Below are 26,888 nucleotides of genomic sequence, written 5' to 3' on the forward strand. Positions count from 1 at the left end.
CCCGGCCGCGCACCGCGCCGGGTGCGTTTCCCGGGACCGGCCGGCCGGGGCCGCGGGGGAGCGGAAGCTGTGGCTCCGGCGTTGCGGCGCGCGGCTGCCGACGGGACCGGTCCGGGCGGCAGTCGGTGGACGCTTTCTCGCGGGCGGCGTGTTCACCGGCGCGCCCGCCCGGGCGTGTGTCCGCGTCCGGACCGGCGTCGGCGCGTCTAAGCTGGCCCGATGCCCGAACTTCCCGGCCTCCCGGACGTCGGCCCCGGTTCCCCTCCGGTCCCGCTCGCCGAAGGCGCCCGTACGTTCCTGACCGCCTACCGGCCGCAGGACGCGGCGGAGTTCACCGCGCACGCCAGGGCCGGCCGCGCACTGCACCGCCCCTGGCTGTTCCCGCCGGAGACGGCGGAGGCGTACGCCGCGTACGCGGGCCGCCTCATCGAGGACCCGACCGCGGCGGGCTTCCTCGTCCGGGACCGCGCGGACGGCCGGATCGCGGGGTTCATCAACATCAACAACATTGTCCGGGGCGGGTTCCGCTGCGGGGCGCTCGGCTATGGCGCGTTTGCGCACGCGGCGGGCCGGGGGCTGATGGGGGAGGGGCTCGGGCTGGTGCTGCGCCAGGCGTTCGGCCCGCTCGGACTGCACCGGCTGGAGGCCAACATCCAGCCGGGCAACACCGCGTCCCTCGCGCTCGTCCGCCGTGCCGGCTTCCGGCGGGAGGGCTTCTCGCCGGACTTCCTCTTCGTCGACGGCGCGTGGCGTGACCACGAACGCTGGGCCATCACGGCGGAGATGCCGACGGCCGCCACCGGCTGAGCCGGCCCCGGCGGGGGAACGTTTCCCCGGCGGGACCCGCCGCCCGTACCGGCGTCGGCAGCCGACCGGCCCTCCGACCGGCCGGTCGACCGCCGGGGCGCGACCTGCCGACCGATCGCGGGCCGGGACAGAGCCGGGTTCGGCCGGGCCGTCGTCTCAGCGGCCCTTTCGGTTGATCTTCATCGTGTCCATGTCCGTGACCGAGGAACGCAGTTCGCCATGGCCGGTGCCCAGGGCCTTCAGCGCCGTCTCCGCCTGTTCCTCGGCGAGAGCGCCGGCCATCTCCTCGCCGTCCGCCGCGTCCGAGACCACGACGTAGCGGAAACTGAAGTGCTTCAGCGTGGGGTCGTACGTGAGCGAGCCCTCCGGGGTGAACCGCATCTGCGCCGGCCCGTGCCGGTCCACGTCCGCGAGCAGCCGTTCCCGGACGTCGCCCGTCAGACCTTGCCACGTTCCGCGCACGATGACCCGGTACGTGTGCTGAATGCTCATCCCGCCTACCGCCTTACCGTCGGACTGTGCCGCTGTGCGTTTTCCCACAACCGCGTTGAGGACCGAGAGTACGGGGGAGAGGATGACGCGCATGCGGAATATCGTGGTGATCGACGCGCCCTCCAACCTGGGCCTCCGCCCGCCGGCCCCGGTACCGTGCCGGGCTGCTACAAGCTCGCCGGCGCGCTGCGCGAGCAGCGGCTCCTCGAGCGGCTCCGGGCGTTCGAGGGCGGGGTCGTGGTCCCGCCCCGCTACGACCGCGGCGACTGGCGGGAAGGGGACGGCGTCTTCAACGCGGCCGCCATCGCCGCGTACACGCCCCGGCTGGCGGACCGGATCGAACGCCATGTGAGGGCCGGGGACTTCCCGCTCGTACTCGGCGGTGACTGCTCCATCCAGCTCGGCGCGTCGCTCGCGCTGCGCCGCCTCGGGCGGTACGGCCTGGCGGCCGTCGACGCCTCCGCAGACTTCCGGCACCACGGCAACTCCGACCGGGTCGGCGCGGCGGGCGGCGAGGAACTGGCCCTCGCCACGGGGCGCGGCAGGCGGGACCTGACCGACCTGGAGGGGCTGCGGCCGTACCTGCGCGACGAGGACGTCCGGCTCTTCGGGATCAGGGACGGCGACGAGGACCTCGCGGAGCTGGCGGAGCTGAGAATTCCCACCGGCCGCACGGCCGCCGCCGGCCGACCGGACCGTACGACCCGGCCGCCCGGCCGACGTGCGGCACCGACGGACTACTGGGCGGCGGCGTTGCGGTCGACGTACTCGAAGATCGAACCATCGGGGTGCAGGGCGATCAGATTGCGCCCCGCCGGCGTGGGCACGGGGCCCGCGAGGACCTGGCCACCGACCTCCGTGAGGGCCGTCAGGGCTTCGTCGACGTCCTTGACGGCGATGGTCGCCGTCACCTTGCGCAGGACGTCAATCTCCGAAGCGGGGCCGCTCATCAGGAGGAAGCAGCCCACGGCGGCGACCGAGACCCCACCGCGCTCGAAGCGGAGGGCGGAGGTTCCGGTGAGGCGTTCGTAGAACGACACCGAGGTCTCCAGGTCGTCGACGCAGATGCGCAGCGTGGTTCCCAGGATTTCCATACGCGTCAGGTTAGTTGGCCGGGCAGCCGCGCGGGGCAGCCGGTGGGTGCCGGACGTTCCCCGAGGGCCGCCGGAGGCCCGGTCGGCCGCGCCCCCGTCGGTGTCCGGCGCGTACACGCGCGCCCGCGGCCGCGGCGCTCCTCGTACGGCGCCCCTCACGCGCGGCAGAGGACCTCGCCGTGCGGGGTCATGAACCAGGCGTCGGCGGCGCCGCCCCACTCGCGCCACGCGTCCGCGATCGCGGCCGGCCGCTCCCGGGACGTATGGCCGTCGCGGACGGCCGCGTCCGCGTAGCTCGACGCGAGCGTGCGGTCCGCCCACAGGCCGCTCCACCAGGCGACTTCGTCGGGGCGTGCGAAGCACCAGGTTGCGGCGGTCGCGGCGACCTCGGTGAAACCGGCCCGTCGCGCCCAGGACAGCAGCCGTCGTCCCGCGTCCGGCTCGCCCCCGTTCGCGCGCGCCACCCTGCGGTACAGCTCCAGCCACTCGTCCAGCGCCGGTAGGTGCGGGAACCAGGCGAAGGCGCCGTAGTCCGCGTCGCGCGCCGCCACGACTCCGCCCGGCCGGCACACGCGGCGCATCTCGCTCAGCGCGCGTACGGGGTCGCCGACGTGCTGGAGGACCTGGTGCGCGTGGACGACGTCGAAGGAGTCGTCGGGGAAGTCCAGATCGTGGACGTCCGCGATCTGGAAGCGGACGTTGGTCACACCCGCCGTCGTGGCGGCCTCCCGTGCCCGGTCCAGGACGCCCCCGGCCGCGTCCACCGCCGTCACCGTGCCCGGCGCGACGAGCGCCGCCAGGTCGGCGGTGATGGTGCCGGGCCCGCAGCCCACGTCCAGCACGTCCTGGCCCGGTCGCAGTTCGGGGAGCAGGTACGCCGCGGAGTTGGCGGCGGTGCGCCAGCGGTGCGAGCGCAGCACCGCCTCGTGGTGCCCATGCGTGTAGACGGCGGTCTCCTTCGGCACGGCCGGACTCCCTCTCGTCGAGTGGTGGGTCCACTGTACGGGTCATGCCGAATATTGAGATGCTGCGTCTCGCTATATGGTCAATGGTGTTCGCTCCCCGCGACGGGCCCGCTGCCCTACAGCAGCGTTCGCGGCCGGTAGACCGTCAGTGCTTCGAGATCCTTGTCCACGGTCAACTCGGTCGGGGCCTCGGCCAGTTCGCCGTCGAACGCCAGCGGCGTGCCCGGCTCGATGTCCCTGATCCGCAGCCGGCGCATCCGCTCCGCCGCGTGCACCGGGGAGCGGCTCAGCGGGCCGGCGAGCGCGGCGGCCAGCAGCCGCATCCCCGGCAGCCGGCCGCCGTGCACGATGCGTACGTCCAGCAGACCGTCCGCGAGGTCGTGCCGGTGGCCCGGTGTGGGGCCCACCTGCTGGTAGAGGCAGTTGCCCGCGAACAGCAGCCACAGCTTCCGGCGCCGCCCCTCGAACGTGGCATCCAGCTGGTGCTCGCCGCGCAGCACCTTCCCCGCCGCGAGGAGCCCGGCCGGCCAGCCGCCGATCCGCGGTGCCCAGCGCTCCCGCACCCGCACCAGTTCCGGATACACGCCCAGGCTGAAGGTGTTGACGAAGTGGCCGTGCGCCGCGCCGTCCGGACCGGGGGTGAAGCGTCCCAGGTCCACGCGTACGGCTTCGCCCGCGTCCAGCGCGCGCACCGTGTCCCGGACGCTCTCGATGCCGAGGTCGTAGGCGAAGTGGTTGAACGTGCCGCCGGGGAAGACGGCCAGCGGCAGCCCGTACCGTACGGCGACGCCGGCGGCCCGGTTGATCGTGCCGTCCCCGCCGAGCACCCCCAGCGCCCGGCAGCGGTCGGCGGCCTTCTCCAGCTCGGCGTTCACCTCGTCCGGTTCGCACTCGACGACCTCCGCGTACGGAAGCGCGTCGCGCAGCAGCGTGGCGGTGTCGGCCGAACCGGAGGCGCGGTTGGCGACCACGACCAGGCCCCGGCCGCCGGGCAGTTCCGGGGCCGTCGCGAACGGCCGGCCCGGCGCGGGAAGTTGCGAGCGGGTCGGGACCAGCCCCCGTACCGCGTACGCCGCGCCCACGCCCAGAGCCGCGCCCGCCAGCACATCGCCGGGATAGTGCACGCCCGTGTAGACGCGGGAGAGCGCCACGGCGGCGGCGACCGGTGCGACCAGGGCGCCCCACCCCTTCGACTCCAGTGCCACGCCCGTCGCGAAGGCCGCGGCCGAGGCCGAGTGCCCGGACGGGAAGGAGGTCGTGAACGGCTGACGCTTCAGCTGCCGTATCACCGGAACGGCGTCCAGCACCGGCCGCTGCCTGCGCACCGCGCGCTTGCCCACGGTGTTGATGGCGGCCGAGGCCAGCCCCAGGGACACCACGCCCCGCAGCGCCGCCCGGCGCGCGCGGGCACTCCCGCCCAGCGCCGCCATCCCGGCCGCCGCGCCGAACCAGAGCAGTCCGTGGTTGGCGCTGCGGCTCAACCGGGGCAGCACGAGATCCGCCCCCGGCCAGTGCCGGGTGGCGACGGAGCGGAACACTCGCCGGTCCCAGGATTCGAGGAGGGCGGCGACCCGGGTGCGGGTGCCCGGGGTCGCCGGGCCGTGGCCGGGGAGGGCTGAGGTCAAGGAGGTCTCCGACATGGAACGCGGGTACCCCGCGGGGGGCGGGGGCAAGCGGGCGGTACGGCAACCGTGTGCGGGTACGCATCCCTCGGGTGCCTCGGGTGCCTCGGGTGCCTCGGGTGCCTCGGGTGCCCGGGGTCCTGGGGCGCACGGTGCGGCAAAGGTACGTAACCTGCCTGACAGGGGCCTCGTCGATCTGCGGCTCCCCCGGCCGAGGACCGGCGGACGGCCGGTCCGGCGGACCGGAGACCCGCGGAAGGCGGTGAGCGGCGGTATGCGGCAGGCGGCGTCGCCGGAGGACCCGGCCACTGTGCGGTTCGGCCCGCCGGTTCCCGAGCCGGGGCTGCCCCCGTTGCCCGAGCTGGTGGACGCGTGCGCGGCCGGGGCCCGGCGCGCCGGACCGGAACCGCCCGGCGGCGGTGCGGTCCTGCGCGAGGCGGCCCGCGGTTACTGGGGGCGGCGCGGGCTGGAGACCGGCGTGGACGACGTGATCGCCGCGCCGGGCGCGCAGCCGCTGCTGTTCGCGCTGCTCGCCGCGTACGACGGGGACGTGCTGATGCCCCGGCCCTGCCCGGCCTCGTGGACGGCGCAGGCCCAGTTGCTGCGGCGGCCCGCCTACCACGTGCCGGCCCCGGTGGACGCGGGCGGAGTGCCGGACCCGTTTGCGCTGCTGGAGACGGTGCGCAGGGTACGGGCCGAGGGCGGCGCCCCCCGGGTGCTGCTGCTCTGCCCGGCCGACGATCCGACCGGGACGGTGGCACCGCCCGAGCTGGTGCACGAGGTGTGCGAGGCGGCATGGGGGGCGGGGCTGCACATCATCAGCGACGAGACCTGGCGCGACACGGTGCACCGGCCGCACGAGACGGTGCTGCTCGGCCCGGCCCAGATGTGGCCCGGCGACGTGACGGTGGTCTGTGACCTGGCGGGCGCGCTGCTCCCGGCCGGCTGGCCCGCGGCGGTCGCGCGCTGTCCGGCCGCCTCCGCGGGGAGCGCGTCACGGGCCCGGACGCTCGATGTCCTCGCCGCGCTCGGCTCCCTGGTCGCGGGACCCGTGGCCCCGGCCGCGACCCTCGCGCTGGACGAACCGGAACCCGTCACTGCCAGGCTGCGCGCCGCGGCGGCCCTGCACGCGCGGGTGTCCGCCGCCGCGCACGACGCGGTACTGGCCTCGGGCGCGGTCGCCCGGCCCCCGCAGGCGGGTCGTCACCTCTACGCGGACCTCGGCCCGCTGCGCGCGCGGCTGGCGGACCTGGGCGTCACCGACTCCGTCGAGCTGGAGTCCCACCTGACCACCCGCCTGGGGACCCTCGTACCGGGCGGCCACCGCTTCGGGGACGATCCGGACGAACTGCGCGTACGCCTGTCGACGGGACCGCTGCTGGGCTCCACGGCCGAGGAGTGCCTGGAGTCCCTGGCGGCCGCGGACCCCGTGGAACTGCCGCATGTCGCGGGGGCGCTGGGACGGCTCGCGGACGTTTTCGACGAGCTGAGCTGATCCGAGCGGTCGGGGGACGGAGGGACCGACCCTCCCGGCTCGGCCTACCGGCCCGGCGCGGCCGGGCTGTCCGGTGCGCCGGGGGCCGGCGGGTCGGGCCGGGCGTTCCGGTCGGCCGGCCCCTTCCGGGCCCCGCTCCCGTTCCCACTCCCGCTCTCGGCCCCGCGCCCGGGGCCGTCCTGGGCCGGCCGGCGCAGCCGGCTCCACAGCGCCGGGACCGCGCTGAGCAGCAGTGTCAGCGCAACCGCCGCCAGCACCCCCTCCCACGCCTCGTGGAAGAGCGAGCCGCCGAGCACCCCGATGAGCTGGTACGTCGCCGCCCAGGCCAGGCACGCCGGCGCGTTGCCCCGCGCGAACCGGCGCAGCGGCCATTCGGCCAGCAGGCACGCCAGCATCACCGGTATCCGGCCCGCCGGCACCAGCCGGGACAGCACCAGCACCATCACCCCGTGCTCGCGCAGCTTGCCCTGGGCCTGCTCCAGGCGGTCCGGCGGGGCGCTGCCACGTATCGCGTCCAGCCAGCGCGAGCCGTTCTTCGAACGGAATCCCCGCCGCCCCAGCCAGTACAGCGCCACATCGCCCGAGAACGCCGCCACCGACGCCACGGCGAAGACCAGGAGCATGGGGAACGGATTGGTCTGGTGGAAGGCGACCACCGCCGCCGAACTGACCACCGCGCCCGTCGGCACCACCGGCACCAACGCGCCCAGCACCACCAGCAGGAACAGCGACGGATAGCCCGCGGCCTGCGTCGACTCGGAGGGCAGCCGCACGGCCTCGGCCAGGCGGGAGAGGTGGTCCGGCAGGCCGTCGATCACCGCCGGGCCTCCGGTCGTACGCTCTCGCCGTGCCGCAGCGGATGGACGGCCACCTTGGGCGCCAGCCGTGCCGCCTTCCGTGCGAACTCGTCGCCCGGCGCGTAGAACTCGTGCGGCCGGACGCCGTCCATTCCGATCGGCCAGTACGTGCCGTAGTGCACCGGCACCGCCGCGCCCGGCGCCAGTCGTGCCAGTGCCTCGGCCGCCCGTCCGGCGTCCAGGTGGCCGGGCCCCAGATACGGTCCCCAGCCGCCGACCGGCAGCAGCGCCACGTCGACGGGACCGACGACGTCCGCCATGGTGTCGAAGAGGCCGGTGTCGCCGGCGAAGTACGTACGGATCTCGCCGTCGATCACATAGCCGAGCGCCGGGGAGCGCTGCGGCCCCACCGGCAGCCGCCGTCCGTCGTGCCGGGCGGGTACGGCCCGTACGCGCACCGGCCCCAGGTCCACCTCGTCACCCGGTCCGACCTCGGTGATCCGCAGCCCGGCCGGGTTCCCGCGCCCGCCCAGCCGGCGGAGTCCCGGGACGGACGCCCCGGCGCCGCGCGGCACGACGAGCCGGGTGCCGGGCGCGAGCCGGGCCAGCGACCCCAGGTGCAGATGGTCGGAGTGCAGGTGCGAGACGAGCACGGCGTCCGCTGCCCCCGCCTCCGGCGGGGGCACCCGACCGCACCGACGGCGCAGATGCGCGAGCCGGCGCGCGAACAGCGGGTCCGTGAGGACGCGTACGCCGGAGTCCTCGACCGTGCAGGTGGCGTGACCCCACCAGGTGATGACCGTTCCCAAAGTCCGACCCCAGTTCCGTAGCCCGTCCGCGGTCCCGTGCTCGTATCCTCACTCACGCCGCACTACGCCTCATTCACGCGTGACTCACTCACGCGTGAATGAGTCGGGCGCGCCGCGCTTGGTGCGTCTGCCTCGGACTCGCCCTCGTACACCTGTCGGACCATCTGCCGCACCACCGGCCGCGGCGGCGGGTCCGCACTCAGCGTACGGCCGACGGGGCGCGTGGTGGAGCGGGTGCGCCTGTCACGCGCCATCGGCCGCCGGGTGCGCGCCTGCCTCGGGGACGGCCCGCCGAGTAGGGTCTGCGGACAGGCCATGACAGGACGGCGTCGGGGGAAGACGGATGTGGGGGGACGACGCATGGGCGAGATACGGGTGGCCGCGATCGCCAGCTTGACTCCACTCGAGGAACTGGACAGTGCCCCGTTCCTGGTGGACACGCACGGGCAGCACGCGATGTGCGCGCGCTGGGCGGCGGACAAGGGCTTCGTCGTCACCCGGCAACTGCTGGTCTACCGCATGCGGCCGGACCACCGCGGGCTGTGGGTGGACGTCGACGCGGGGCTCGTGGACCTCTTCGTCGCCGCGAACGAACAGGTACTGGACCGGGCCCTGACGTCGGTCGCGGACTTCGCCGCCGAGTGCGAACGGCGAGGCGTGGGGCTGGAGACGGCCGGGATGGACGAGCCGTACTACGACGCGGAGATGAAGGCGGGCGTGCACCGGAGGCTGTCGATGCCGACGGCGGGGTACGCGAAGCGGTGAGCGCCAGGCCCCGGCCCGCCCGGCCGGGGCCTGGCCAGGACCTCGGGAACCCGGCCTCCCCGTCCCTTCCGCCTCCGGGCCGTCCCGTCTCCGGCGCCCCTCCGCCCCGCTCGCCGCCCCCGGCCCCGCCGGGTACGGAGGGCCCTGTGCGAGGCTGGGCCGGGTCCGGGCAGGTGCCCGGGCACGAGTGAGGTGGAAGTTCTGTGCTCAAGGGGCGGTGGCGTACCTCCGGGGGAGCCCTGTTGCGGGTGATCACCGTCTGGGCGGTGTCCTCCCTGACGATGCTGGCACTCGCCGGGATCCTGCCGGACTTCCGGCTCCAGTCCGGCCCCGAGGACAGCATCACCGACACCGCCCTGACCGCGGCCTGGGGCGCCGGGGCGTTCGGTCTGCTCAGCGCGCTGGTCTGGCCGCTGCTCGTCCGGGCGCTGCTGCTGGTCCCCGCGCTGGTCCTCGGACTCCTGGTGTTCTTCCTCAACGGCTCGCTCCTGCTGGTCGCGCTCCGGCTGATACCCGCCGGCGGGGGTTCGGCCGATCCCGAGACCGCGGTGGTCGTCGCCGCCGTGATGTCGGCGGTCGCCTCCGCGACCTCCACCGCGCTCGCGGTCGGCGACGACAACGCGTACGGCCGCAGGTTCTCCCGCCTCGCCGGCCGGCGGCGCGGGAACGGCCGGGGCGGCCGCCGGGACGGTACGCCCGGCACCGTCTTCCTCCAGCTCGACGGTGTGGGCCACGACGTCCTGCTGGCGGCCGTCCGCGACGGCGTGATGCCCCACGTCGCCGCCTGGCTCGGTGAACACCCCACCCACCGGCTCACCCCCTGGCGCACCGACTGGTCGAGCCAGACCGGTGCCAGCCAGCTCGGCATCCTGCACGGCTCCAGCCACGACGTCCCCGCCTTCCGCTGGTACGAGAAGGACACCGGCCGGATCATGGTCAGCAACCGGCCCGGCAGCGCCGCCGAACTCCAGCGCCGGGCCGTCGAACGCACCGGTGACGGCGGCCTCCTCACGCTCGACGGCGCCAGCCGCGGCAACCTCTTCAGCGGCGGCGCCGACCAGCTCGCGCTGGTGCTGTCGATGGCGGCCCGGCGTGGGCGGGCCAACCGCTCCCGCGCCGGTTACTTCGCCTACTTCTCCGATCCCGCCAACGCCGTCCGTACGGTCGTCTCCTTCGTCGCCGACGCCGGACGCGAGATCGGCCAGTCCGTGCGGGCGCGGCTGCGCGGCGACCGGCCGCGGGTGGGGCGCGGCGGGCTCTACCCGTTCATCCGGGCCTTCGCGACCGTCGTGGAGCGCGATGTCGTGGTCGCCGCCGTCCTCGGCGACATGCTGGCCGGCCGTACCACCGTCTACGCCGACCTCGTCGCGTACGACGAGGTCGCCCACCACTCGGGGCCGCACAGCAGGGACGCCGTGCAGGTCCTCGCGCGCCTCGACCGCTCGGTCGGGCTGATCGCGCGGGTCGCCGAACTCGCTCCCCGCGGGTACCGGATCGTGCTGCTCTCCGATCACGGCCAGAGCCCCGGCGAGACCTTCGAGAGCGCCTACGGGCTCACGCTCAGGGACCTGGTCAGGGCGGGCTGCGGGCTGCCCGTACCGCGCCGGGCCGGGCGCACCAAGAGCGGTGCCGAGGCGCGCGACGCCGCCCGGCACGCGGTCCTCGGCGCCCTGCACCGCCCCGGGTCGGAGGGGCCCGGCGAGCGGCCCGCGCCGGGCTCGGACCCGATCGTGCTCGCCTCGGGGAACCTCGGCCTGGTCTCGTTCCCCGACGTGCCGGGCCGGATGAGCCGGGAGCGGATCGACCGGCGGTACCCGGCGCTGCTGCGGACCCTCGCCGACCACCCGGGGATCGGATTCCTGCTGGTGGCCAGTGAGGAGCACGGTTCCGTGGTGCTCGGCCCCGGCGGGTCGGAGGTCCCGGTCGCGCTGCTGGAGGACGGCGGTCCGCTCGCCGGGATGGGGCCGGGCGCGGCCGACGCCGTACGGCGCGCGGACGCGTTCCCGCATGTCGCGGACATCATGGTCAACTCGATGTACGACCCGGAGACGGGGGAGGTGCACGCCTTCGAGGAGCAGATCGGTTCGCACGGGGGACTGGGCGGTGCCCAGTCCCACCCGTTCCTGCTGTCCCCGCTGGTGCTCTCCGCGCCGGTCCCGGACGGTGGCGAACTCGTCGGCGCCGAGCGGGTGCACAGGGTGCTCAGGCGCTGGCTGAGGGAGGGCAGCGGACCGCAGGTGCCGGTGCGGAACGGGGCACGCGAGGGCGAACGACCGCCCACCTATGCCGCCGACGGGGTCTCACCAGGGGCGTGTCCCGCCGGGCACGAGGCGGAGTCGTCCTGACGCGCGCCCCTGGCGTGCGCGTCCCTCGTGCGAGCGATTTCCGGCGGTAGCAGGACGAAACGCCGTTCCTCATGGGCAGAGGTGGCTTGTCCAGGAGGTCGTGCCCATGCGCCGTGTCGCACCTGTCGTCCCCCGCCCCGACGTGGTACGTGCTGCCGCCGAGCGCCGGACCCTGATCGTGGCGCTGGTGCTGGCCGCGTTCCTCGCCATGACGCTCGCCTCCCTCCTGTCCTCCGTGGCGTCGGCGCAGGAGGCGGAGCCTCCGCCGCCCGTCTCGGCGCCGCGGGATCCGGCCGGCGAGGGACAGCAGCAGGACCCGGCCGAGACCGAGCAGACCGCTCCCGCCAGGACCGAGCGATCCTGTGTGACGCGGGTGCGACTCGTGTGCCGACACCGGCCGTACGGACCGGACCGGGCTCCGCGGGCCGGACGGTGCGCGCCGTCCGGAGCCCCGGTCGTGCCGGGGCCCACGCGCTGTGTGGTGCTGCGCTGCTGACAGTCGGGGCATCGAGTGCGTTTCGCACTGAAGTGCCCTTCCTCCCGCAGTAGTTGATCAGCACCGGCTCACCGACTCACCGTGAGGAACACAGCCATGCCCATCGACACGTTCGCCGCACTCAACGCCATGCTGCGCGCCGAGGTCGCCCGCGCCGACTTGGCGGAGACCCGTCGCCGGTCCTCCGCCGTCGCGAACCGGGACGTGGAGGCCGCCGTCGGCGTCGAAGGACCGACCGCCGAGACGGAACCGAACCGGGGCGGGACAACCCAGTAGCCGAGGGCCGGCCGGTTCCGTACGGTCCGGTCGGCCTCACGACCGACGGCTCCGCGCCGTCCGCCCTCCTCCGCTCCCGACCGACGGGGCACGGCGGAGAGCGCATCCTGACAGGCCGCCGCCCGCCGTGGGACGGGCGGCGGCCGGCACACGGCCGACCGGGCGTCCGGGCGAGCGGCGGGTGACCGGCCCGGCCGCCTCGTCGCGGGAGGGGCCGAGCGCCCGGCGGCGGCGGTTGGCTCCCCGCCCCCTCAACCGTCGTCGGCCGGGGACTCCTGATGTACGGGACGGGCCCTCGCCGTGCTCTCCCGTTCGATCAGGCGGGGGAGCGGCACCTGTACGGTACGGGCCGGGCCGCCGTCCAGGAGCGCGGCGAGTTCCCCCGCCGCGAGCCGGCCGAAGGCGATCGTGTCGCGGGACAGCGCCGTCAGCCAGGGGCGTACCAGTCGGCACAGCGCCGAGTCCTCCCAGGAGACGACCGAGACGTCCCCCGGCACCGCCCTGCCCAGGCCCGCCGCGACCGCCGCTCCGGCGGCGGCCATCACGTCGTTGTCGTAGATCAGCGCGGTCGGCGGGGCGCCCCGGTCCAGCAGCCGGCGGGTCACGGCCGCGCCTTCGGTGTCGGAGTAGTCCGTGGTGAACGAGTGGACGTCCGCCAGACCGCGCCGGCCGGCCTCGACGCGCAACGACCGGATCCGCCGCTCGGTGTGGGCGAGCGACGGCAGGCCGGCGACGTGCGCGATGCGCCGGTGCCCCAGCGCGTACAGCCGGTCGACGATCACGGCCATGCCGCCCGCGTCGTCGGCCCGTACCTGGGACGGGCCCGCTCCCGTACGTCCCCCCTCGTCCGTCAGCGCGCCGATGACCACGGCGGGCAGCCCCAACTCGTCCAGCAGGGCGGGGCGGGGGTCGTCGGTCCTCGGATCCACCACCAGCACCCCGTCCACCCGGTGCTCCGCCCACCACCGCCGGTAGACCGCGCACTCGGCGGTCACGTCCTCCACCACCTGGAAGAGCAGGCCGAGTCCACGGTCTGACAGGATCTCCTGGATGCCGGAGATCAGTTGGAGAAAGAACGAGTCGACGCCGAGGGTCGCCGCGGGCCGCGCGAGCACCAGTCCGACGGTGGCCGCTCCCTCGCCCGACAGGGCGCGCGCGGCGGTGCTCGGCCGCCAGCCCAGTTGTTCCGCGACCCGGCGGACCCGGGCGCGGGTCACCTCGGAGACCCCCGGCCGGTCGTTGAGCGCGAAGGACACGGCGCTCTCGGAGACCCCGGCGCGCTGGGCGATGTCCTTCATGGTCGGACGGCGCGCGCGACCGCGCCGGGCCGCCGCGGTGTCCTTGGCCGACGGCCCGTTGGCTGTCACCTGTGCCCCTTTTCTCCGCTGTCCTTCTCGGCCGACCCCCATCGGCGTCCCCGGGCTTTCCCGCCGTACCGGACAAGCCTTGCACATCGGGCACTAAAGCGCTTGAGTGTCACCATCCTAAAGCGCATTAGTGGTTGCCTGCAAGAAAGGCAAAATATGACGGCTGGCCTGGTCTGATATCAGACAGTGATGACTTTGTCGTCAGTATGTGTTGACTTCCGCCGGGGGCACTGCGAATCTCTGCTGGAAATTGGGCAACAGCCGGTGCAGCGCCGCTCCGGCTGGCCGTTTCGCACGCCTGGTCCGAGCAAAGGAGCCGTTCACCGTGCGCATCTCCCGAAGAGCAGTCGCCCTCGCCGCTGTTCTCGCCACCGTCCTGCCGCTCAGCGCCTGTGGGGGAGGGGCCGACGACGGGTCCTCCGACGCCTCCGACGCTGTCAAGGGCAAGATCACCTTCCAGACCTGGAACCTTCAGGCGAACTTCAAGGACTACTTCAACGGAGTCATCAAGGACTTCGAGAAGGAGTACCCGGGTACGGAGGTGCAGTGGATCGACCGGCCGGCCGAGGGATACGCCGACAAGCTCAGCGCGGACGCCGCCGGTGGCACGCTGCCCGACGTCGTGAACGTCTCGCCCGACCTGGTCACCCCGCTGGCGAAGGCCGGGCTGGCCATGGACCTCGACAAGGACGAGACGGCCGCCGCGTACGGCAAGGAGTACCTGCCGGGCGCCTGGCGGAGCCACCAGATACCGGGTCTTCAGGGCACCTACGCCTTCCCCTGGTACCTGAACACCGGCCCGATGTTCTACAACAAGCGTCTCTTCGAGGAGGCCGGGCTCAACCCCGAGAAGCCGCCGACGACCTACGACGAGGTCTTCGAGAGCGGCCTGCGGCTGGCCGAGCAGAGCAACGGCAAGATCGCCACCCTGGCGCAGGTGCCCACCATCGAGGACTTCGGCCGCTACGGCGCCTCGCTGATGAACAAGGAAGGCACGGGCTTCACCTTCAACGACGCCAAGGGCGTCGAGATGCTCACCCGCTACAAGGAGCTGTTCGACAAGAAGGCGCTGGACTCGCAGGCGCTGACCGCGACTCCCGAGAGCTCCGGGACCAAGTTCCTGACCGAGTCCGTGGCCATGAACCCGGGCAGCGCCCTCGACCTGGAGAAGTTCAAGAAGGAGGCCCCGCGCCTCTACAAGAACATCGGCATCACCGACCAGGTCACCAGCACCGGCAAGGTCAACATGTACGTCATGGGCGTGATGGTGAACGCCCGGACGAAGCAGAAGGCGACGTCCGTGGCGTTCGCCCACTTCGTGACCGACAAGACCCGGCAGATGTCCTTCGCCAAGCAGGTCGCGATCTTCCCGAGCACCAAGGGGAGCCTGGACGACCCGTACTTCACCAAGGAGGACGGCACCGACGAGACACGCGTGCGGATCGCCGCGGCCAAGTCGCTGGACTCCGCTGTCAATTACACGCCGGTCCTGTTCAGCGAGCAGATGAAGACCGAGCTGCGCAACCAGGTCGCCAAGGCGCTCCAGGGCAAGGTGAGCCCGCAGGAGGCGCTCGACCGCGCCGTCGAGGCCTGCGACAAGCTGCTCAAGCAGAGCTGACCCCCGGCCCGGGCCCGGCCCGGGCCCGAGCCGGCGCCCCTCCCGGCGACGTTCGTCCCGTCGCGACGGGCGCCCGCCGCCCGTCGCGGCCCGGAGCGGGGGCCGGAGTCAGAGCCACAGCCAAGAGTCGAGCGAAAGCGACGATGAAAAGCACCACCGCCCCTCGGGCGAACTCATCCGACCCCGCCACGGGCCCGCCGATCTCGCCGGCGGCGGGATCAGACGGCAACTACCCACCAGCCCCTGGCTGTTCGCGGCGCCGGGACTGCTGATCGTGGGCGCGTTCAGCCTGTACCCGTTCCTCAGTACGCTGATCAACTCCTTCACCGACCGGCGGACCCTGGTCGCCGGCGAGTTCGTCGGGCTCGCCAACTTCGCGGAACTGCTCGACGACGAGATGTTCTGGATCGGGCTGCGCAACAGCACGCTGTACGTCGTCGGGGTCGTACCGGCCCTGGTCCTCCTGCCGCTGCTGCTGGCCCTGCTCGTCCAGCGGCAGATCCCCGGCATCACCTTCTTCCGCTCCGCGTTCTACACCCCGGTCGTCGCCTCGATCGTCGTGGTCGGACTGATCTGGGTGTGGATGCTGGACGACCGGGGACTCGTCAACTCCCTGCTGGAGATGGTCGGCGTGGGGAAGATCGGCTTCCTCAGCGACCAGTGGCTGCTGCTGATGAGCGCCATGGCCGTCACGGTCTGGAAGGGCCTCGGCTACTACATGATCATTTATCTGGCCGCGCTCGCCAACGTCCCGCGCGAGCTGCACGAGGCCGCCGCCGTGGACGGGGCGGGGGCCGTGCGCCGGTTCGTCACCGTCACCATGCCGGCCGTCCGCTCCACCATGGTCCTCGTCGGCGCGCTCTCCTCGGTCGCCGCCTTCAAGGTCTTCTCCGAGGTCTACCTGATGGCCGGCCCGACCGGCGGCCCGGCGGGTGAGGACACCACGCTCGTGATGCTCGTCCAGCGCGTGGGCACCGGACTGTCCGGCCGGGTCGGGTACGCCTCCGCCATCTCGGTCGTGGTCTTCGTCGTCACGGTCGCCCTGATGCTCCTGGTGCTCCGCGCCGACCGCAAGGAGGACGCGTGAGTGCCCCGAAAGCCCCCCACCGGCCGGACCCGGCAGCCGCGTCCGGCTCCGCGAGCACGGACCGCGCCGTGACCGCCACCGGCGGGCGGTCCTTCCGTACGTCGGGTGTGTCCCGCGGGGCCGGAGGGCCGCGCACCGCGGGAGGGCCGCGCACCGCCTTCACCGACGGCGAGGGCCGGCGCATCGGGCTCGGACAACTCGTCCTGCGCTACGCCCTGCTCGTCGCCGTCCTCGCCCTGATGGTCGGTCCGTTCCTGTGGCAGCTGTCCACTTCGCTCAAGGGCCCCACCGAGAACATCTTCAGCTCCCCGCCCTCCTTCCTCCCGAGCGACCCCACGCTCGCCAACTACGGAAGGGTCGCGGAGACCATCCCCGTGTGGGAGTACGCGTTCAACTCCCTCAAGGTCGCCTGTGCCAACGTTGTCACCAACTGTGTCGGCGCCGCGCTGGCCGGTTACGCGCTGGCCCGGCTGCGCTACCGGGGCCGCAAGGCGGCGACCCTCGCGTTCATCCTCGCCATGCTGGTACCGGTGGAGGGCATCATCATCGCCCAGTTCACCACCATGCGGGAGCTGGGGCTGAACAACACCCTGCTCGGCGTACTGCTGCCCGGGTCGATCGGCGCGCTGAACGTGCTGCTGATGCGCAACGCCTTCCTGGGGCTTCCGGCGGAGGTCGAGGAGGCGGCGTACGTGGACGGGGCGAACGCCTGGCAGCGCTTCCTGCGCATCGCGCTGCCCGGTGTCAAGGGCACCCTCGCCGTCGTGGCCATCTTCGCCTTCATGGGCGCGTGGGACGACTTCCTCTGGCCGCTGATCGTCCTGAGCGACCCGCAGAACTACACCCTGACCATCGGACTCAACTACCTGCACGGCACGTTCGCCAACGACGAACGGCTGGTCGCGGCCGGCACGATCATCGCCGTGCTGCCGCTCATCGTGCTCTTCGCCTGCCTCCAGCGCTACTTCTTCCGGGGCGTCGGCGAAGGCGCCGTCAAGGGCTGACCCCGCGAGCCGGGCGGGACGGACCGCCGACTCTCCACAGAACCAGGACAGGACGACATCGCCCGTATGAGCACTCCCGTGCCGCGCTTCGGCGTCAACTACACGCCCAGCCAGGGCTGGTTCCACCACTGGCTGGACTTCGACCTCGACGCCGTACGCGCCGACCTCGACTCGATCGCGGCCCTGGGCCTCGACCACATCCGGGTCTTCCCGCTCTGGCCCCTTTTCCAGCCCAACCGCGCCCTGATCCGCCCGCGCGCGGTCGACCAGCTCGTCCGGCTCGCCGACGCCGCGGCGGAACGCGGCCTCGACGTCCAGGTCGACGGACTCCAGGGCCATTTGTCGAGCTTCGACTTCCTGCCCGCCTGGACCCGGACCTGGCACCGGCGCAACATCTTCACGGACAACGATGTCGTCGCCGCGCAGGCGGTCTACCTGCGCACGCTCGCCGCGGCCCTCGCCGACCGGCCCAACTTCCTCGGAATGACCCTCGGCAACGAGGCCAACCAGTTCTCCGGGTCACCGCACCCCGACCCCGACCCCGTCACCCCCGAGCAGGCAGCCGACTGGCTCCGGCGGCTGCTGGCCGCCTGCGAGGAGGGCGCGCCGGGCCGGCTCCACCTGCACGCCGCGTACGACGCGGCCTGGTACCAGGACGACCACGCCTTCACCCCCGCGCACGCGGCCCGCATCGGGGCGGTCACCGCCGTGCACTCCTGGGTGTTCAACGGCACCGCCCAGCGCCACGGCCGTACCGGCGTCGCCACCGAGCACCACGCCGCGTACCTGATCGAGCTGTCGAAGGCATGGGCCGCGGAGCCGGACCGGCCGGTCTGGCTCCAGGAGGTCGGCGCCCCCGCACCGCTCATCCCGCCCGAGCACGCCGCGGAGTTCACCGAGGCGACCGTCGCGAACGCGCTGGACTGCCGCGACGTGTGGGGGGTGACCTGGTGGTGTTCCCACGATGTCTCCCGGGACCTCGCGGACTTCCCCGAACTGGAGTACGGTCTCGGCCTGTTGACCAACGACCGGCGGACCAAGCCCGCGGGGGAGGCCCTCGCGCGGATCGTCCGGGACCGACGCGGCCGGGCGTACGATCCGGCGCCCCGGACGACCGCCCTGGCCGTCGATACGGGGGACACGGGCGAGGGTACGGGGGACGGCGACACGGCGCCGGCCCGCTCGGTCTGCGCGCCGGGCGGTGCCTTCTTCGAGGCGTTCGCCCGGCTCATCGAGGACGGTGTCCGGCCCGCCGCCGTCCTCGCGAGCCGTGCCGAGGACAGGGCGCACCTGGCGGCTCGCGGTATCACCGAGGTCGTCCACCCGGAGGAGGTGCTGGGCGCCTGAGGCGGGGGCGACGACCGCCACCGCACGCCCCGTCCCCACCACGACCTGTCCCCACCACGCTCCGTCCTCTCTCACACCTCACGCCCCGACCGTGCCACGGCACGACCCGACGTCCGCCACCAACCCGCACCACCACGCCGCCGGCACCACCGCGCGGCCCGTACCACCACGCGACCCGAACCGCCCGACGAGCCGCAACCCACGCGATCCAGGAGCAGCCCCTCATGCACGACGACCGCCGCCTGATCGAAGGCCGCCTCAAGCGGGTCCTCGACGAACGCATCCGGCCCGCCGTATACCCCGAGTCCGTCCCCCTCGACATCGCCGTCTGGACCGCGCCGGGGGAGCCCGTACCCGTCGCGGAGGGCCTCGCGGGCCCCACCCGGCCGATCGCCGTCGGGGACCGGTGGGGCGCTCCCTGGGGAACCAGCTGGTTCCGGGTGTCCGGCACCGTCCCCGAGGCGTGGGCGGGCCGGACCGTGGAAGCGATCCTCGACCTCGGCTTCGACGAGAACATGCCCGGATTCCAGTGCGAGGGCCTCGTCTACCGGCCCGACGGCTCGCCGGTCAAGGGACTCAACCCGCGTAACCAGTGGGTACGGATCGCGGCGCCCGCCGAGGGCGGCGAGGAGGTGCTGCTGCACATCGAGGCGGCGTCCAACCCGGTCATCCTCGACTACCACCCGTTCCTGCCGACGAAGCTGGGGGACAAGGAGACGGCCGGCGCCGAGCCGCAGTACACGCTGGCCCGGATGGACCTCGCGGTCTTCGACGAGGACGTCTGGCAGCTCGTCCAGGACCTGGAGGTGCTCGGCGAGCTGATGGCGGAGCTGCCCGTCGAGGGCGCCCGCCGCTGGGAGATCCTGCGGGCCGTCGGCCGTGCGCTGGACGCCGTGGACCTCCAGGACGTGCCCGGTACGGCGGCCGCCGCCCGGGAACGGCTCGCCGGCGTACTGGCCACTCCCGCGCCGCCCACCGCGCACCGGATCAGCGCGGTCGGCCACGCGCACATCGACTCCGCCTGGCTGTGGCCGCTGCGCGAGACGGTGCGCAAGGTCGCCCGCACGACGGCGAACATGACCGCCCTGCTGGACGACGAGCCCGAGTTCGTCTACGCCATGTCGCAGGCGCAGCAGTACGCCTGGATCAAGGAGCACCGCCCCGAGGTCTACGCGAAGGTCAAGAAGGCCGTCGCGGAGGGCCGGTTCGTCCCGGCCGGCGGCATGTGGGTGGAGTCCGACACCAACATGCCCGGGTCCGAGGCCATGGCCCGCCAGTTCGTCCACGGCAAGCGCTTCTTCCTGGACGAGTTCGGCATCGAGAACGACGAGGCGTGGCTGCCCGACACCTTCGGCTTCGCCGCCGGGCTCCCGCAGATCATCAAGGCCGCCGGGTCCAAGTGGCTGCTCACCCAGAAGATCTCCTGGTCGGCCGTCAACACCTTCCCGCACCACACCTTCACCTGGGAGGGCATCGACGGCACGCGCATCTTCACCCACTTCCCGCCCGTCGACACCTACAACTGCTCCATGACCGGCGAGCAGATCGCGCACGCCGCGCGGAACTTCAAGGAGAAGGGCCGCGCCCGGCACTCGCTCGCGCCGACGGGCTGGGGCGACGGAGGCGGCGGCACGACCCGCGAGATGATCGCCAAGGCCGCCCGGATGCGCAGCCTGGAAGGGTCCGCCACCGTCGAGTGGGAGGCCCCCGCGGCGTTCTTCGCCAAGGCCGAGGCGGAGTACCCCGATCCGCCGGTGTGGGTCGGCGAGCTGTACCTGGAGCTGCACAGGGCCACGCTCACCAGCCAGGCCAGGACCAAGCAGGGCAACCGGCGCAGCGAGCACCTGCTGCGGGAGGCCGAGCTGTGGGCCACCACCGCCGCCGTACGGACCGGCTTCCCCTATCCGTACGAGCAGCTCGACCGGATCTGGAAGACGGTCCTGCTGCACCAGTTCCATGACATCCTGCCCGGTTCGTCCATCGCCTGGGTCCACCGCGAGGCCGAGAAGACCTACGCCGGCGTCGCTGCCGAACTGGGCGCGATCATCGACGGCGCCCAGCGCGCGCTGGCCGGGGACGCCTCCGGAGGGACCACCCTGCTGTTCAACTCCGCGCCGCACACCCGGGCCGGGGTACCCGCCGGGGGAGCGGCACCCGTCATCGGCGGTGGCAGCGCCCAGCTGCTGCCGCGCGAGGGCGGCGGCTACCTCCTCAGCAACGGACTGCTGGAGGTGGAGATCGACGGCCGCGGCCTGGTGGTGTCGGTGTACGACGTCAGCGCGGAGCGCGAGACCGTCCCGCCGGGCGAGGCGGCCAACCTGCTGCAGATCCACCCCGACTTCCCGAACCAGTGGGACGCCTGGGACGTGGACGAGTTCTACCGGAACACCGTCACCGACCTCACGGACCTGGACGAACTGACCCCGATCGGTGGCAAGGGCACCGACTGCGCGGGCGTACGCGTGGTGCGCGGTTTCGGCTCCTCCAAGGTCACCCAGACGGTGACGCTCTCGCCGGGCACCAAGCGGCTCGACATCGAGACCGAGGTGGACTGGCACGAGACGGAGAAGTTCCTGAAGGCCGCCTTCCCGCTGGACGTGCACGCCGAGCGGTACGCCTCCGAGACCCAGTTCGGCCATGTGCACCGGGCCACGCACACCAACACCAGCTGGGACGCGGCCAAGTTCGAGGCGTGCAACCACCGGTTCATCCACCTGGAGGAGCCGGGCTGGGGCGTCGCGCTGGTCAACGACTCGACGTACGGACACGACGTGACCCGTGCCGTCCGGGCCGCCGACGCGGGCACCACCACCACGGTCCGGCTCTCCCTCCTGCGCGCCCCCCGCTTCCCCGACCCGGAGACCGACCAGGGCGTGCACCGCTTCCGGTACGCGCTCGTGCCGGGCGCGGGGATCGGGGACGCCGTCAGGGAGGGCTACCGGATCAATCTGCCGGAGCGCCGGGTCGCCGGGCAGGCGCCGGTGGCACCGCTGGTGACCGTCGACAACGACGCCGTCGTGGTCAGCGCGGTCAAACTGGCCGACGACGGCAGCGGCGACCTGGTCGTCCGCCTCTACGAGTCGAACGGTGGGCGGGCCAGGGTCCGGATCGGGCTGGGCCTGGAGGCCGGCGCGGTCGCCAGGACCGACCTGCTGGAGCGTCCGCTGACGGACGCGGAGCGGCCGGAACTCACGGACGGCGGGATCCAGCTGGCGCTGCGCCCGTTCGAACTGGTCACCCTGCGGCTCGCGCGGAGCTGACCGGGTCCCGGCGAGCCTCTGGCCCACCGCTCACGGTTCACGCCGGGCCCGCTGACGCTCACCCGCTCACCCGCCGCGCGATCCGCGTGCGCGGCGGGTGAGCGCCGGGGCGCGCGCCCCGGCCCCCTGGGGTGAGGTCGCCCTCGCGGCAGACGGCGCCTGTGCGGAGTCGGCCAGCACGGCCCGTACCGCCGCCGGCGGACGCACGTGCGCCCGCGCCGCCGCGTGGCGGTCGGACCGGGGGAGGTGCCGGAGGCGCCGGATGTCGTGGTGGTCATGGACCGGGTGTGGCCCATGGGTGGTCCGACACCGCCCCCGCGGTCGTCCGCCGCCCGTCACTCCTCGACGAGCATCCCGGCCCGCAGCTGAGTGATGATGCGGTTCAGCAGCCGCGAGACGTGCATCTGCGACACGCCCAGCCGCGCGCCGATCTGGGACTGCGTCATCTCCTGGCCGAACCGCATCCGCACGATGTCGCGTTCGCGCTCGTCGAGCTGCTCCAGCAGCGGGGCCAGGGCGTGCAGGTTCTCGACCTTCTCGATCGCGGGGTCCGCGTCGCCCAGCACATCGGCGAACGTCCGCCCGCCACCGTGCGGGTCGTCCTCGCCGGCCGGCATGTCGAGCGAGCCGGCCGTGTAGCCGTTGGTCGCGACCAGGCCCTCCACGACCTCCTCCTCGCTGATCCCGAGCAGCTCCGAGAGCTCCCTGACCGTCGGTTCCCGGTCCAGGCGGGTGGCCAGCCGCTCCTTGGCCTTGGCCAGCTCCACCCGCAGTTCCTGGAGACGGCGCGGGACATGGACCGCCCAGGTGGTGTCCCGGAAGAAGCGCTTGATCTCGCCGACGATGTACGGGACCGCGAAGGAGGTGAACTCCACCTCGCGGGACAGGTCGAACCGGTCGATCGCCTTGATCAGGCCGATGGTGCCGACCTGGAGGATGTCCTCCATGTCACCACCGCCCCGGTTGCGGAACCGGCTCGCGGCGAACCGGACCAGCGACTGGTTCATCTCGATGAGCGTGTTGCGCGCGTACTGGTACTCGTGCGTGCCCTCTTCCAGCACGTGCAGCCGGTCGAAGAAGAGCTTGGAGAGTTCCCGCGCGTCCTTCGGCGCGACGCTGCCCGGATCCTCGATGTACGGCAGCTCGTCCGACGGTGACGGCGACGCCGGCCACCCGGCGTCGGCCGGCGCGTCGGTGTTCGCCGTCACGCCGGAAGCCAGGACGTCATCCGCCTGCTCCGTCACAGCGGCCCCGGCAGCATGGACAGTTCCGGTCGTCATGACATCACCTTTCAGTGCGGCGGATCCTCGACGGAGCTGCGCCTGCCCCTGATGCCCGCCGTCATGCCCCCTTCTCACCAATTATTTTTTCGACTGAAAAGTCGCCATGGGGAAACGGTTCGGCCCCCGCCGCCACGCCGACGGCCACCGGGCGGAGGGCGTGAACGGGGCGTTCAGCACGGCGGAACCGCGGGGACGGGCCGGGGGACGTAGGGTCGGGCCGTGTCATCATCCGTTCGACGGAAGGAGCCCCGGCCATGGCCACCGGAGCGCTGTCCCAGCAGGAGACCGAGAACCGGCTGCGGGAGCTGCCCGGCTGGTCCGTGACGGACGGCCGGCTCGCTCGGACGTACCGCCTCGGCACGCACTTCGCGGCGACCGCCCTCGTCGTCCATGTCGCCCGGATCCAGGACGAGTCGAACCACCACTCGGAACTGACGCTGGGGTACGACACCGTGGCCGTCGCCGTGCGGACGCACGACGCGGGCGGCGCCCTGACCGAGAAGGACTTCGCTCTCGCGCGCCGCGTCGAGGAGATCGCTCCGTCCCACGGCGCGAGCTGACCGGTCGCGGCGCGAGTCCGCCGGGGCCGCGGTCCGGCGGCTCGCGCTCGCGCCTCCGCGCCCGCCCCGTCGTACGACGAAGGCGGCTCGCGCTCGCGCCTCCGCGCCCGCCCCGTCGTACGACGAAGGCGGCGCGCGCCCTCGCCGGCGCGCGCCGCCTTCGTCGTACCGTACCGGCCCGCCTCGGCCGGCCCGTCGTACTCAGCGAGCGCCGGCGGTGAAGACCGTCGGGTCGGGGCCCAGGCGCTTGCCCTCGTCCAGCGCGGCGAGTGCCGCCAGGTCGTCCGTGTCCAGCTCGAAGTCGAACACGTCGATGTTCTCCCGGATCCGGGACGGGGTCACGGACTTGGGGATCACCACGTTGCCCAGCTGGAGGTGCCAGCGCAGCACCGCCTGCGCCGGGGTCCTGCCGTGCTTCCGCGCGATCGCGACCACCGTCGGGACCTCCAGCAGGCCCTTGCCCTGGCCCAGCGGGGACCACGCCTCGGTGAGGATGGAGCGCTCCGCGTGGAAGGCGCGCGACTCCGCCTGCTGGAGCTGCGGGTGCAGCTCGATCTGGTTGAGCACCGGGACCACCGCGGACTCGTCGGCCAGCCGGTCCAGATGCTCCGGGAGGAAGTTCGACACGCCGATGGCCTTGGCCCGGCCGTCCGAGTAGATCTTCTCGAACGCCTTGTACGTGTCCACGTACCTGTCGACGGAGGGCATCGGCCAGTGGATCAGGTACAGGTCGACGTAGTCGAGACCGAGCCTGCCCAGCGAGGCGTCGAAGGCGCGCAGCGTGGAGTCGTAACCCTGATCGCTGTTCTGCAGCTTCGTGGTGACGAACAGGTCCTCGCGGGCTATCCCGGAGGCGGCGAGGGCCCTGCCCGTGCCCTCCTCGTTGCCGTAGGCGGCCGCGGTGTCGATGCTGCGGTATCCGGCCTCCAGCGCGGTGGCGACCACCGATGTCGCCTCGGCGTCCGGCACCTGCCAGACGCCGAAGCCGAGCTGGGGAATCTTCACGCCGTTGTTGAGGGTGAGTGCGGGCACCTGGCTCACGAGCTGTCGGTCCTCACGTCGTAGGGGGTGTCTTCGGGAGCAACGATCACAAGGGCCACCGGATTCCCGCGGCGGGGGTCCGGTCTTCCCGTTCCCTCCGCCCCTGCCCGGCCGCGGCCTCGGCCATTCACCGGTAGAGCGCCTCGACCTCCGCCGCGTACGCGGCCTCTATCGCCTTCCGCTTGAGCTTCAGCGACGGTGTCAGCAGCCCCTGTTCCTCGCTGAACGGGTGCGCCAGGATACGGAACGTACGGATCGACTCCGCCTGGGACACCGAGGTGTTGGCGGCCACCACCGCACGGCGGATCTCCGTCTCCAGGTCCGTGTCCCGCACCAGCGCGGCGGGTTTGAGCGGCGGCCGGCCCTGGATGGACAGCCAGTGATCGACGCCTTCCTTGTCCAGCGTGACCAGGGCGGCGACGTACGGCCGGTCGTCGCCGACCACGAGGCACTGCGCGACCAGCGGATGCGCCCGTACCCGCTCCTCCAGCCAGGCGGGCGACAGGCTCTTGCCGCCCGAGGTGACCAGGATCTCCTTCTTCCGCCCGGTGATGGTGAGATAGCCGTCCTCGTCGAGCGCGCCCAGGTCCCCGGTCGCCAGCCAGCCGTCGCGCAGGGTCCGGTCGGTGGCCTCCTTGTCGGTCAGATAGCCCGCGAAGACGTGGCCGCCGCGCAGCCAGACCTCGCCGTCCTCGGCGATCCGCACCGACCCGCCCGGTATGGGCAGCCCGACCGTGCCGAAGCGGGTACGCCCCGGAGGGTTCGCGGTCGCCGCCGCGCTGGACTCCGTGAGCCCGTACCCCTCGTAGATGGTGATGCCCGCGCCGGCGAAGAAGAGGCCGAGCCGCCGGTCCATCGCGGAACCGCCCGACATGGCGTGCCGCACCCGCCCGCCCATCGCCGCACGCACCTTGGCGTACACCGCCTTCTCGAAGAACTGGTGCTGTACGCGCAGCGCGGCGGAGGGCCCCGGGCCGAGGCCGAAGGCCCGCCGCTCCCTGGCCTCCGCGTAGCGCACCGCCACCTCCACGGCCTTGTCGAACGGAGCGGCCTTCCCCTCTGACTCCGCCTTGCGGCGGGCCGCGTGGTAGACCTTCTCGAAGATGTACGGCACCGCCAGGACGAAGGACGGCGCGAACGCGGCCAGATCCGGCAGCAGGGCGCTCGCCTTGAGGACCGGCTGATGGCCCAGCTTCACCCGGCCGCGTACCGCCGCTATCTCGATCATGCGCCCGAAGACGTGTGAGAGGGGCAGGAACAGCAGGGTCGAGGCCTCGTCGTCCGGGCGGGAGCGGAAGACCGGTTCCCAGCGGCCCAGGACGGTGTCCGCCTCGAACATGAAGTTGGCGTGGGTGAGGACGCAGCCCTTGGGCCGGCCGGTGGTGCCCGAGGTGTAGATGACCGTGGCCGTCGAGTCCGGCGTCACCGCCATCCGGTGCCGGTGCACGACGTCGTCGTCCACCGTCTCACCCGCGGCGAACAGCTCCGCCACCGCGCCCCCGTTCAGCTGCCAGAGCCGCTTGAGGCGGGGCAGCCGGTCGATCACCGAGCCGACGGTCATCGCGTGGTCCTCGTGCTCGACCATACAGGCGGACACCTCCGCGTCGTACAGCATCCAGTGGACCTGCTCGGCGGAGGACGTGGGATAGACCGGGACGGGCAGGGCGCCGACGGCCCAGAGCGCGAAGTCGAAGAGCGTCCACTCGTAGCGGGTACGGGACATGATCGCGACCCGGTCCCCGAACCGTACGCCCTGTGCGAGCAGTCCCCTGGCCAGGGCCATCACCTCGTCACGGAACTCCGCCGCGCTCATGTCCCGCCACCGGCCCGTCGCGTCCTTGACGCCGAGCGCGGCGCGTTCCGGATCCTCCAGAGCGTGCTCGAACACGATGTCCGCGAGCCCACCGACATGGGGGGCGGCCGGCAACGGGGGGACGGTGATCTCGCGCAATGGCATGGCTCCTCGTGGCGCTCCGTACGGCGCCGGTGACGGTACCCCACCCTCCGGAGCGTGGACAGAGCCCGAAGGGAGCTGGTTACCGGCGGTATTCGCACAGGTCGACGACCCGAAACGGGCCGGGAGAACAGGGGTTGGGCCGCTTCGCGGGCCCGCGACGGATGCGGCGGCCCGGAATCTCCACCGAATCCGTACGGAGGAGTCACGTCCGCTCTACCGCGCGGCGGGCTTGGTCCGTACCTGATGAGTTGCTGACGGGCTCTCACCTGCGAACTTTCCGCCGGAAGCGGCGCCGGGCGGTTTCGGGGGACGGCCGACGGCGCGAGCGTACCGAGCGCGCGGGCCCGGAAGGGGGCAGCAGGCGAGCCGCCACGGCTCGGCCCCGACCGGGCACGCGTCGG

General features: G+C 73.0%; 21 protein-coding genes and 2 pseudogenes. 13 read left to right on the forward strand and 10 right to left on the reverse strand.

What is annotated here, in order from left to right; genetic code table 11:
- Positions 1-219: 219 nt before the first annotated feature.
- Complete coding sequence (locus ACU6P3_RS28590; RefSeq protein WP_447194745.1) at positions 220-807, forward strand: GNAT family N-acetyltransferase; 588 nt, start codon at positions 220-222, stop codon at positions 805-807.
- Positions 808-963: 156 nt separating this feature from the next.
- Here the strand turns inward: ACU6P3_RS28590 and ACU6P3_RS28595 are convergent, their stop codons facing one another.
- Positions 964-1,299, reverse strand: a complete 336-nt coding sequence (locus ACU6P3_RS28595; protein WP_447194746.1) for a DUF6204 family protein — start codon at positions 1,297-1,299, stop codon at positions 964-966.
- Positions 1,300-1,390: 91 nt separating this feature from the next.
- Between ACU6P3_RS28595 and ACU6P3_RS28600 the strand changes: the two are divergent.
- A pseudogene (locus ACU6P3_RS28600) lies at positions 1,391-1,962 on the forward strand (arginase family protein); the annotation flags it as partial.
- Between the two features lie 74 nt (positions 1,963-2,036).
- Here ACU6P3_RS28600 and ACU6P3_RS28605 read toward each other — a convergent pair.
- The 3 genes from ACU6P3_RS28605 to ACU6P3_RS28615 all read right to left on the reverse strand — a co-directional run bounded on the left by ACU6P3_RS28605 (position 2,037) and on the right by ACU6P3_RS28615 (position 4,998).
- A complete protein-coding gene (locus ACU6P3_RS28605) occupies positions 2,037-2,393 on the reverse strand; it encodes a VOC family protein (protein ID WP_447198104.1) in 357 nt (118 codons plus the stop codon).
- 155 nt (positions 2,394-2,548) lie between these two features.
- On the reverse strand, positions 2,549-3,358 hold the full coding sequence (locus ACU6P3_RS28610; protein WP_447194747.1) for a methyltransferase domain-containing protein: 810 nt from the start codon (positions 3,356-3,358) through the stop codon (positions 2,549-2,551).
- A gap of 116 nt (positions 3,359-3,474) precedes the next feature.
- Complete coding sequence (locus ACU6P3_RS28615) at positions 3,475-4,998, reverse strand: bifunctional phosphatase PAP2/diacylglycerol kinase family protein (RefSeq protein ID WP_447194748.1); 1,524 nt, start codon at positions 4,996-4,998, stop codon at positions 3,475-3,477.
- 256 nt (positions 4,999-5,254) lie between these two features.
- Between ACU6P3_RS28615 and ACU6P3_RS28620 the strand changes: the two genes are divergently transcribed.
- Positions 5,255-6,475, forward strand: a complete 1,221-nt coding sequence (locus ACU6P3_RS28620; protein WP_447198105.1) for an aminotransferase class I/II-fold pyridoxal phosphate-dependent enzyme — start codon at positions 5,255-5,257, stop codon at positions 6,473-6,475.
- 179 nt (positions 6,476-6,654) lie between these two features.
- Here the strand turns inward: ACU6P3_RS28620 and ACU6P3_RS28625 are convergent.
- Together ACU6P3_RS28625 and ACU6P3_RS28630 are read right to left on the reverse strand one after the other, a co-directional pair.
- Positions 6,655-7,260 (reverse strand): annotated as a pseudogene (locus ACU6P3_RS28625) (DedA family protein); the annotation flags it as partial.
- Positions 7,261-7,289: 29 nt separating this feature from the next.
- Entirely contained in the window at positions 7,290-8,081 is a 792-nt protein-coding gene (locus tag ACU6P3_RS28630; protein WP_447194749.1) for an MBL fold metallo-hydrolase, read from the reverse strand.
- A gap of 360 nt (positions 8,082-8,441) precedes the next feature.
- On the opposite strand from ACU6P3_RS28630, the gene ACU6P3_RS28635 reads away from it, so the two are divergent.
- From ACU6P3_RS28635 to ACU6P3_RS28650, 4 genes are all read left to right on the forward strand, one after another.
- Positions 8,442-8,846 carry a hypothetical protein gene (locus tag ACU6P3_RS28635; protein ID WP_447194750.1) on the forward strand — a complete coding sequence of 135 codons (405 nt, stop codon included), beginning with the start codon at positions 8,442-8,444 and terminating at the stop codon, positions 8,844-8,846.
- Between the two features lie 203 nt (positions 8,847-9,049).
- The gene (locus tag ACU6P3_RS28640; protein WP_447194751.1) at positions 9,050-11,191 is read left to right on the forward strand and encodes a phage holin family protein; all 2,142 of its coding nucleotides are present in this window, start codon (positions 9,050-9,052) and stop codon (positions 11,189-11,191) included.
- Positions 11,192-11,297: 106 nt separating this feature from the next.
- Entirely contained in the window at positions 11,298-11,687 is a 390-nt protein-coding gene (locus ACU6P3_RS28645) for a hypothetical protein (protein ID WP_447194752.1), read from the forward strand.
- Between the two features lie 96 nt (positions 11,688-11,783).
- The gene (locus ACU6P3_RS28650; protein ID WP_344283137.1) at positions 11,784-11,963 is read left to right on the forward strand and encodes a hypothetical protein; all 180 of its coding nucleotides are present in this window, start codon (positions 11,784-11,786) and stop codon (positions 11,961-11,963) included.
- Positions 11,964-12,214: 251 nt separating this feature from the next.
- Here the strand turns inward: ACU6P3_RS28650 and ACU6P3_RS28655 are convergent, their stop codons facing one another.
- A complete protein-coding gene (locus ACU6P3_RS28655) occupies positions 12,215-13,261 on the reverse strand; it encodes a LacI family DNA-binding transcriptional regulator (RefSeq protein WP_447198106.1) in 1,047 nt (348 codons plus the stop codon).
- A gap of 394 nt (positions 13,262-13,655) precedes the next feature.
- On the opposite strand from ACU6P3_RS28655, the gene ACU6P3_RS28660 reads away from it, so the two are divergent.
- The 5 genes from ACU6P3_RS28660 to ACU6P3_RS28680 all read left to right on the forward strand — a co-directional run bounded on the left by ACU6P3_RS28660 (position 13,656) and on the right by ACU6P3_RS28680 (position 21,646).
- Positions 13,656-14,948, forward strand: coding sequence for an ABC transporter substrate-binding protein (locus ACU6P3_RS28660; protein ID WP_447194753.1), 1,293 nt, complete (start codon positions 13,656-13,658; stop codon positions 14,946-14,948).
- Positions 14,949-15,123: 175 nt separating this feature from the next.
- The gene (locus ACU6P3_RS28665) at positions 15,124-16,035 is read left to right on the forward strand and encodes a carbohydrate ABC transporter permease (protein WP_447198107.1); all 912 of its coding nucleotides are present in this window, start codon (positions 15,124-15,126) and stop codon (positions 16,033-16,035) included.
- Positions 16,036-16,142: 107 nt separating this feature from the next.
- Positions 16,143-17,039 carry a carbohydrate ABC transporter permease gene (locus tag ACU6P3_RS28670; protein ID WP_447198108.1) on the forward strand — a complete coding sequence of 299 codons (897 nt, stop codon included), beginning with the start codon at positions 16,143-16,145 and terminating at the stop codon, positions 17,037-17,039.
- A 66-nt stretch (positions 17,040-17,105) separates the two neighbouring features.
- A complete protein-coding gene (locus tag ACU6P3_RS28675) occupies positions 17,106-18,386 on the forward strand; it encodes a glycoside hydrolase 5 family protein (protein WP_447194754.1) in 1,281 nt (426 codons plus the stop codon).
- Positions 18,387-18,610: 224 nt separating this feature from the next.
- Positions 18,611-21,646 carry an alpha-mannosidase gene (locus ACU6P3_RS28680; RefSeq protein ID WP_447194755.1) on the forward strand — a complete coding sequence of 1,012 codons (3,036 nt, stop codon included), beginning with the start codon at positions 18,611-18,613 and terminating at the stop codon, positions 21,644-21,646.
- Between the two features lie 335 nt (positions 21,647-21,981).
- On the opposite strand, the gene ACU6P3_RS28685 is transcribed toward ACU6P3_RS28680, so the two are convergent.
- Positions 21,982-22,926, reverse strand: coding sequence for an RNA polymerase sigma factor SigF (locus ACU6P3_RS28685; RefSeq protein ID WP_447194756.1), 945 nt, complete (start codon positions 22,924-22,926; stop codon positions 21,982-21,984).
- Between the two features lie 257 nt (positions 22,927-23,183).
- Between ACU6P3_RS28685 and ACU6P3_RS28690 the strand changes: the two genes are divergently transcribed.
- Complete coding sequence (locus ACU6P3_RS28690) at positions 23,184-23,489, forward strand: 4a-hydroxytetrahydrobiopterin dehydratase (RefSeq protein ID WP_447194757.1); 306 nt, start codon at positions 23,184-23,186, stop codon at positions 23,487-23,489.
- 201 nt (positions 23,490-23,690) lie between these two features.
- Here the strand turns inward: ACU6P3_RS28690 and ACU6P3_RS28695 are convergent, their stop codons facing one another.
- Together ACU6P3_RS28695 and ACU6P3_RS28700 are read right to left on the reverse strand one after the other, a co-directional pair.
- Positions 23,691-24,530 carry an aldo/keto reductase gene (locus ACU6P3_RS28695; RefSeq protein ID WP_447194758.1) on the reverse strand — a complete coding sequence of 280 codons (840 nt, stop codon included), beginning with the start codon at positions 24,528-24,530 and terminating at the stop codon, positions 23,691-23,693.
- A gap of 127 nt (positions 24,531-24,657) precedes the next feature.
- Positions 24,658-26,457, reverse strand: coding sequence for an AMP-dependent synthetase/ligase (locus ACU6P3_RS28700; protein WP_447198109.1), 1,800 nt, complete (start codon positions 26,455-26,457; stop codon positions 24,658-24,660).
- Positions 26,458-26,888 lie beyond the last annotated feature (431 nt).

The organism is Streptomyces hebeiensis, from assembly GCF_052983195.1.

Excerpts from the sequence above, each read along its gene's own strand:
- ACU6P3_RS28590 (WP_447194745.1), top strand. The coding sequence starts at position 220 with ATGCCCGAACTTCCCGGCCTCCCGGACGTCGGCCCCGGTTCCCCTCCG.
- ACU6P3_RS28595 (WP_447194746.1), bottom strand. The coding sequence starts at position 1,299 with ATGAGCATTCAGCACACGTACCGGGTCATCGTGCGCGGAACGTGGCAA.
- ACU6P3_RS28605 (WP_447198104.1), bottom strand. The coding sequence starts at position 2,393 with ATGGAAATCCTGGGAACCACGCTGCGCATCTGCGTCGACGACCTGGAG.
- ACU6P3_RS28615 (WP_447194748.1), bottom strand. The coding sequence starts at position 4,998 with ATGTCGGAGACCTCCTTGACCTCAGCCCTCCCCGGCCACGGCCCGGCG.
- ACU6P3_RS28620 (WP_447198105.1), top strand. The coding sequence starts at position 5,255 with ATGCGGCAGGCGGCGTCGCCGGAGGACCCGGCCACTGTGCGGTTCGGC.
- ACU6P3_RS28635 (WP_447194750.1), top strand. The coding sequence starts at position 8,442 with ATGGGCGAGATACGGGTGGCCGCGATCGCCAGCTTGACTCCACTCGAG.
- ACU6P3_RS28645 (WP_447194752.1), top strand. The coding sequence starts at position 11,298 with ATGCGCCGTGTCGCACCTGTCGTCCCCCGCCCCGACGTGGTACGTGCT.
- ACU6P3_RS28650 (WP_344283137.1), top strand. The coding sequence starts at position 11,784 with ATGCCCATCGACACGTTCGCCGCACTCAACGCCATGCTGCGCGCCGAG.
- ACU6P3_RS28655 (WP_447198106.1), bottom strand. The coding sequence starts at position 13,261 with ATGAAGGACATCGCCCAGCGCGCCGGGGTCTCCGAGAGCGCCGTGTCC.
- ACU6P3_RS28675 (WP_447194754.1), top strand. The coding sequence starts at position 17,106 with ATGAGCACTCCCGTGCCGCGCTTCGGCGTCAACTACACGCCCAGCCAG.
- ACU6P3_RS28680 (WP_447194755.1), top strand. The coding sequence starts at position 18,611 with ATGCACGACGACCGCCGCCTGATCGAAGGCCGCCTCAAGCGGGTCCTC.
- ACU6P3_RS28685 (WP_447194756.1), bottom strand. The coding sequence starts at position 22,926 with ATGACGACCGGAACTGTCCATGCTGCCGGGGCCGCTGTGACGGAGCAG.
- ACU6P3_RS28690 (WP_447194757.1), top strand. The coding sequence starts at position 23,184 with ATGGCCACCGGAGCGCTGTCCCAGCAGGAGACCGAGAACCGGCTGCGG.